This window comes from Methylobacterium guangdongense, assembly GCF_038442355.1.
GTDB classification, from domain to species: domain Bacteria; phylum Pseudomonadota; class Alphaproteobacteria; order Rhizobiales; family Beijerinckiaceae; genus Methylobacterium; species Methylobacterium guangdongense.
Genome location: NZ_JBBXMX010000025.1, coordinates 49,427 through 56,804, shown reverse-complemented (window position 1 = coordinate 56,804; position 7,378 = coordinate 49,427). Strand labels below are relative to the sequence as shown.

At 59.1% G+C, this 7,378-nt stretch carries 5 protein-coding genes; 2 read left to right on the top strand and 3 right to left on the bottom strand.

Features of this window, described 5'->3' with window-relative positions:
• Positions 1-457 precede the first annotated feature (457 nt).
• The 3 genes from AAHG09_RS27890 to AAHG09_RS27880 form a co-directional block, all read right to left on the bottom strand.
• The gene (locus tag AAHG09_RS27890) at positions 458-994 is read right to left on the bottom strand and encodes a M15 family metallopeptidase (RefSeq protein WP_342110926.1); all 537 of its coding nucleotides are present in this window, start codon (positions 992-994) and stop codon (positions 458-460) included.
• Between the two features lie 1,031 nt (positions 995-2,025).
• Positions 2,026-2,721, bottom strand: a complete 696-nt coding sequence (locus tag AAHG09_RS27885) for a GDSL-type esterase/lipase family protein (RefSeq protein ID WP_342110925.1) — start codon at positions 2,719-2,721, stop codon at positions 2,026-2,028.
• Between the two features lie 182 nt (positions 2,722-2,903).
• Positions 2,904-3,398, bottom strand: coding sequence for a hypothetical protein (locus AAHG09_RS27880; RefSeq protein WP_342110923.1), 495 nt, complete (start codon positions 3,396-3,398; stop codon positions 2,904-2,906).
• An 883-nt stretch (positions 3,399-4,281) separates the two neighbouring features.
• Between AAHG09_RS27880 and AAHG09_RS27875 the strand changes: the two genes are divergently transcribed.
• Together AAHG09_RS27875 and AAHG09_RS27870 are read left to right on the top strand one after the other, a co-directional pair.
• Positions 4,282-5,295 (top strand): hypothetical protein, encoded by a 1,014-nt coding sequence (locus AAHG09_RS27875; RefSeq protein ID WP_342110921.1) that lies wholly within the window; start codon positions 4,282-4,284, stop codon positions 5,293-5,295.
• 350 nt (positions 5,296-5,645) lie between these two features.
• A complete protein-coding gene (locus AAHG09_RS27870; RefSeq protein ID WP_342110918.1) occupies positions 5,646-7,373 on the top strand; it encodes a trypsin-like peptidase domain-containing protein in 1,728 nt (575 codons plus the stop codon).
• The last annotated feature ends 5 nt before the right edge of the window (positions 7,374-7,378 follow it).

Below are 7,378 nucleotides of genomic sequence, written 5' to 3'. Positions count from 1 at the left end.
AGCCCGGCCTGCTGCTCCTTGAGGATGCCGATGATCTGCTCTTCGCTGAACCGGCTCTTCTTCATCGTCCGTCTCCTCATCGACGGACCCTAGCTTCAGAACGAGGGCAGAACAGGGGGCAAGGTCACCGCCCGCGAACCCTTTGCAGAGACGCCCGTCCACTGGGGCCGATGGCATGAGCTTCCATGCTGCCGCGCCGGTGAGCTTCCGACGCGTCACAAAAATCCGTCAAGTGATGCCATGGCGGGAGAACTGGCCGTCGGCTCCGTGCCGAAGCCCGCGCCGACCCGGCCCCGATCCTCATTCTGAGCCCACCGCAATTCAAAGGTAGGTCCGCCGGCATACTTCAGCGAATTGCTTCGGTCCGAACTGACGACGTCCAACGTCATGAGGCCTTATCTGCCTTTTTTAGTATTTGGGCAGCAATGCCTGAACTCTGTATCCGGCGCTACGTTTATCAAGGTAATTGGCGATACCGAGATCGAACAAGTTGAGGAGGCAAGGCATCGTAATGCCACCATTCAATGGACAGTGGCTCGAAACCCGCTTTCCTCATGACATCACGCAAAAGTCTTCTGTCTACAACCTGATGCCTTGTAAGCTGGCCTGATTTGAGAAGTTCTGTCTCACGACGCGGCTCGGCGCGAGCAGTGAAGGAGTCGAAATCCGTCCCCATATCGAGCGCTTTTCCTTGCCTATCGACGATCGAGAGATCGACGGCAAAACCGAAGCTGTGGATCGATCCTTTGCGTGGGTCGGCAACATATCGAGCGCGATCCGTGCCTTTGACGATATTCCAGATCGTTTTCTGTTGGCTGACCGTTCGAAGGGCGTCAAAAATGACCAATCTGTATCCCGGGCGCCTGGACTCTAATAGTCGCGATGCGTTCTTAAGTTTTGCTGCCGCGATCTGGTGGAGGCAGACATAGTCGATACCCTGTTCGAATGCGGTTCCCGCAAAATTCGACGTGGTTGCATAACGTTTGTCGATCACCAGATTATCGGCACTCGTCAACATTACCAGGCCGTAGCACGGCGAAGGAAGTTCTGAACTACCCGCGGCTACGGCATCGCGGCGTGCAAATCCAGCAGCCAAGCAAAGACTTAGCAGCGTAAGGCGCAAAGCTCCTGCGCGTGTCAAGGACGGATCTCCAAACGACAAGTCTGAGAAATCAGTCTACTACAATTGACATCCACCATGAGTACGTCACTATCTATATAACGTCGAGAAAAATTGACAGATCGCGTCGCGCAGGCTTTGGCGTTCAGGTCGATCGAATAGGTGGACCGATCATTGACTTCGTTCACTATACCGGCGCTTCGTAGAGTATGGTTTTCCCGCAGATCAAGGATCCCGCTTCTCCACTCGGCGGAGGCGGTTCCGCGGCTTTCGAGTGGCCTCCCTCCGATTCGCGAGAGTTTACTGATGGCATGGGGCCGTCCGTCCGGAATGTATCTTACACCCCGATCCGTTGTATTGCTGTCAAAATCGAAAATCTCGCCTTTGCGGGTCATATAGATTTGAAAATGCAACGTACGCTGCGGGATGAGTTGACGTGCGTCGCTCCCATTCGAGCATCCGATCGTCCGGTCGATGTGCAGTCGTATGCCACGAGGCATGTCGCCGGCTGTAGCGGATGAAAGACAGAGGAGAGGTCCCAATGTTGCCACACTCCCAATATTCCGCAAATTCTGTCTGAAAATGCCATATTTCATGACGCCCTGCATCCAAACGATTTGATTGACTTTAAGTCAATACCGTAGGCCCAAATCTTTGAAAATCACAAATCGTGATTTGACTGGACGTTATAAACAATCTGCACTCATCAGCTTCGGCCGGACATGAGCAAACTTAGCCTTCTTTCTCCGACCTAGCCGTCCAAAAACAGCAGAAATAAATTTTTAACATTAGCCTTCCGGTATATTCCGTCTAAAACATGCCGCCCCGCCCCAGAAAATATCTTCAGCACATCGCCCGCAAGGCAGTCCCGTTACGGTGGATGGCAGATCATCCCGGCGATGCAGTCAGCGTGAACTCGTTCTAATCGCTCGAGCGACGACCTTGCCGAGGGTCTCGTACCCGACTTGGCTTAGATGCAAATGGTCAGCCAAATAATTCGGGCAGGATGGCTCAAAATTGCAGGTTATGAGACTGTCGACGTTCAACACCCGCACGTTTGTCGAGCGCTCCAAGTATTCTCTAACAAGTGTATTCGTCTGCTGACGGTTATCGTTTTGGTACGAAAAATCGTCCCCCTGCGGCAGGACCTGAATCAGGATGCGGTTCGCCTTCGGCCAGATGTCCCGGACCCTCCCTGCAACCGCCTCGATCCCGGCTGCTATGGCGCAGGCGCTATTGTTCGCCCGCAAATTATTGGCGCCGATGAGAATCACGGCAGTTTTTGGGTTCAGCGCCGGAAGTTGCGGCGCTTGCAGTCGCCAAAGCAGGTTCTCGGTTCGGTCCAAGCCGACGCCGAAATTGAAAAACCTGGGGCTAAGGGCTGCCTCCCTCAGTGATTTGTCCGGCCAGAATTGGACAAGCGAATCGCCCACGAACACCACATCTTGTGGTCCTGGGAGGTTTGCCATCTTTTGATTAAAGATGTCGATCTGAACCGGCCGAGACGGCATTTTGGGGATAGAAGTTTCTTCCCCGTCGCATGAAGTCGCATGCGCCGGTGATTGTGCAACCGAAAGCATGCTGAAAACAAATTGCAGCAACCAAATTTTTGATCTCGGGGATCTAAATACTCTCATCGAACCACCTCCAAATAATTCACCTCAAATTTCCAACTACACAGGCCAACAATGTCTATTTTTCAAGTAGTCCGACTTCCATCGTAAAAATTCTATAATATCGATTGCGTCGACTTCATACACTGTTATAATACTCATTGCTCAGATTAGTGAAGATTTGCTCCCTGTTGATTTCCAGACTTGACATAACAGTAGCTGACGACGACGCCGCGGCTCTGCAGAAAGATACCGGGATTGCTGCTGGACCACTGGTTATTTATGAGGCAGGTCGAGTTTTTGCGCACGAAGGTGATCGTGTTGATATATTTGCCCTCACTGGACGCTTCCCACACCGCGCGGCCTCGACTCGCGCTCCACCTCACTAAGTGTCCCATCTTATCGCTGGACCAGACACCTAGCGGGATCTCCAAGCCGCCACCTTCAGCTGTATAGATATAGACCGTCCCCTTGGTGCCAAAGTAAACGCTCATCCCGCTCAGCGTTTCGACGTCAGTGCATTCTCCGGTGCTTGTCCGACATATGCGCGCCAACGTCTTGAGCTTCGCGACGATCGTGTTCCCAGTAAAACCTTCCGCGGCCAGCGCGTGAGGGGAGATCGTGAGGGCGGCCAGTGCCATAACCGCACGGATACTGCTCAGCATGGTGCACCGTGAAGTGTGGAAGACGGCATTGCATGCCGAGCGAGATTCTCTGGTCGCAAGCCGGCGCAAACGGGCCATCCCGTGTTTGGTTACAATGGAGGACGGCGAGGATCCACCCGCACCGGGCATTCCATCAGTCGTTGCAGAGTCCCTCACAGATCACGCGGCAAGCGCGGCGGGTGCCTAAGCTGCAGCCAGCACCTCGAAGCGCGCACGCATCGAAGCTCTCCTTATTCCGGCATCCCGGAGGATACGGATCGCTGTCGGCCAAATGCCGATAGGGCGTCATGGGCGGAGGAGAGGTCGACGTAGAGGCGACATAGGGTGAGGCCGCGGCCGTTGCGATCGACAAGCACAGAAGGATGGGCGCGAAGATGGTCGTTTTGAAATCTCTCATTCTCCCCTCCGATTGACGCGTTTTCCACCGATCCGGCGGCCACCGGCTTTTGCAGGAAATTTGATTGTGACACAGGCTATCGCATGGCGGCGGCAAAGGGTAGTCGGAATGGCAGCCCTGGGGAGGATTGACATAAGCAAATCGTCAACATCCCGCGGTAATTGGCAATTTCGAGAGTCGATGTGGTTTCGAAGTCACGCCGTGATCGGTATAATCTGCCGGATCGGCCTATCGTGCGAGCGGTGCAGCTTGAAATTTTTTGGACATGAGGCTACGCGCCCAACAAGTGATGCTGGAATTTATTCCCAGTCGGCCGCAGGAATTAGAGCCAATCATTCGGAATTTTTTACTAATATCGTTCGGCTGATCCTTGCTATCACCTTACTTATTTGGCTTGAAGACCCGCCGGCTGCTCTCGCGCAGTCGATCAATTGGACGCGATCGGACGTGTCGGACCCGACTGGGCCTCCAAAGAGGGCTCTGATCGTGGTCTCCAACGGCTCGAATCGCGAACTGGCCGCTCGTTTGGAGGACAACGCCAGGCAATACGGAAAATTGCTGGTCGATCTCGGTTTCGACGCGCTGACCATCGGCCCGCAATCCCGGCCGATCCTGGACCAGTCGATCCGAAAGAGTGCGGCCGACGTGCCAGCCGGAGCCGCGGTCGCCGTCCTCGTCACCGGCCTAGTCCTTGCGCGCGACGACGACCTGTTCATCCTGCCCTCCGATGTCTCGGCCGAGGTTGCGAACGGGCAGGCCACCATCGATGCCGAGACGATCCGACTTTCCTTTGTGTTTCGTCGGTTGGCGGCTGCCGCGCCGAAGGAGATCGTTGCGGTGCTCGACGATTGCAGTGCGACGGCCGAGCTGTTCGATCATGGCACCCAGCTCGCGGGCGTACCAGTCAGCGTCCTATGTCTCAAGAAGACGGGTTCCCCGCCGGGAACAGACCCCGTCGAACGGGTGATGAGCGCAATGAAGGAGGAAGGTCTTACCTTCGAACAGTTCGCGAACAAGCTTCGAAGCAGTGCGCGGGACGGTTCGCTGGACGTCTTCACAAGCAGGGCTCTCTCGACATCGTTCCACTTCTTTGATCCGCATCGCTTCGACAGGCTCGACAGCCCTTGCAACAGGATCGCGGTCGGTGCGAGCGCAGCCCGGGCTCGAACGGCGAGCTTGGCGGGACCGATCGAAGCCTGTTCCACGGCCATGCGGCGATGGCCCTACGTCCCAAGCTTCCGCGCGAAACGCGACGCGGGCTTGGAGCAGCGGGTCTTCCAGAACAGCGTAAAGCTCTGCGAAGTCGCGAAATCCAGGGACGGTTACAAGTCGAACTACCCATCCGGCCGCTACATAAGGGAGGCTACGGCTTTCCTGGAGGCCTGCCGTCCGCCGAGGCCAGAGACTTCGAGTCGGCCTTCCTATCATCCGCCGCCGCCGCCGCCGCCGCCACATCCTTCGCACTGTTTTCTCTTCAACGGCGTCAGGAGATGCGAGTAGCGGCACCTCAATCGCCAGGCATCGGCTTCCGAGCGGCGAGGCGATCGAGGGACGCCAAGGAATGGTGTGCTGCGGCAATTTCGCAACTCCGCGCCCGAACCGAACGAGCCTCCCTTGACAGGTTGGGCGGTGATGATTGCTGCGGCATTCCACCCCCGACCCTAGCCACACCATCTCGGGAAACTTCCCTCATGATCTTGATGCTGTTGCATCGAGAAATCAGTCGCAGCACGTTTTGAATTTGGCATGCACAGTTTATGGCGAGGACCGGAGCGAAAGCGGTAGTTTTCTAAGCTTGACCGCGAAGCGCTGCGATGCGCAGTCTCGGACGGAATGGGAGTTTCGGGTCTGTGGCTGCGCAATTTTTTGTCCGTTCACAGACGCTGCGAGGCATCGCGCTCGTCGAGATCGATGGCCAGCCGGTCATCGAGCGCCACAAGCTGCTCGCCAGCCTCATCCAAGAGCGTTACGGGCGGGATGCCGCCGGCCTCCTGGCCGAGCCGAGGCTGACGCGGGGCAACGGCGTCGCGGAATCGCGGATCGATTGGTACTGCAATTTCGATGGCGTGGTGCGGCCCCTCGACGATCTCGATCCGGGTTCGGCCGCCGCCGTAAAGCGGACCCTCGGCGAACGCGCGAAGGCCATCGTCGCGCTTTCATCCGATCCCGCACTCGGGCCTTTTCTCGCAGCCTCGCTGAACATCCCCTCCGTCGACTCCATCGTCAGCGTCGGCGGCGAGCCGGTCCTCGTAGGATGGGGAACTCTTCCCATCGCGGTGCTCCAGGACAGGGAAGCGCGCCAGCGGCTCTATGCCTCCGGGCTAGCGCCCTTCACGCCCGGCATCGGGATGCCGCCGATTTCACGTCCCGAATGGCGGCAAGCCTTCCCGGAATCGGAGCCCGCGATCGCCGAGACCGGCCTGGGCCTGCCGCGCCGCGCCGTGCGCGCCAAGTCCGTCGGCTCGATCAGGGCGCCCCTGGTGGCCACGATCCTCGCCGGGATCGTGACCGTCGTGCTGCTGATCCCCGGTGTCCTGCGCTATCCCAACCGAGAGGGGGCACCGGGTGCCAAGCGAGAGATGGCGCAGGCGATCCTCGAGTCGCTGCGCAAGCGGTCGGCGGACCTAAAGGCTCTCCTCGGGCGCGAATGCAACGATCTGCGGGCGGGCCTCGGCAGCGTGATCGGGCCGGCCCCCCGGGACGTTCAGGTCGCGCCGCCTGCCGGGCCGTCCGCCGCGACCACCCCAGGCAGCGCCGCCGCCGTGCCGCCACCGACGGAAGCGCCCCCTGTGCCGCCGCTCATCGCCGCGCCGCCGCCGACCAGCCCGACGGACCTGCCCTCCAGGGCGGCTCGCGGCGTCGCGCTCGTCCTGCGGGACAACTCGCAGGGGACCGGGTTCTTTATTGCTCCGGACCTCGTCGTGACCAACCGACACGTCACCGAAGGTGGCCAGGGGACGGTCTATGTGGCGTCGAAATATGTCGGCGTCACGCCCGCCCGGATCGTCGCCGAAAGCGGCAACGGAGAGTTGGACGATTTCACCCTGCTCCGGGTCGCGCCGCAGACCAGCGTACTTCCCTTTACCCTCACGAGCAGCGCGCCGCAGCTTCAGCCCGTGGTGGCGAGCGGCTTCCCGGAGCTCCATCAGGGTACGAACCCGGCCTTTGCCCGGGCCATGGAGGGTGACCGCTCGGCGCTTCAGGAGGTTTCACCCACCGATACCCGCGGCGACATCAACACGACTCAGCGGCAGAACGACACCATGACGCTAGTGATCCACTCTGCCGTCATCTCACCGGGCAACAGTGGCGGCCCGCTGATCGACTACTGCGGCCGGGTGGTTGGAGTGAACACCTTCGTGCGGGTGGACAGAGAGATGCCGGTCTCCGCCTTCTACGCGCTGGGCGCCGCCGGGCTGCGGCGGTTCCTCATTGCCAACGGCGTGTCGATCCCGATCGACGAGAGCCCGTGCCAGCCGACCACCACGGCGGCCGCGACGTCGCCTTCGCCACGTGCCGCCCCTGCGGCACCCGCCCCGCGCGGAGACGCGCGTCCCCCCGCCCGGCCGACGCCGTAACGGGA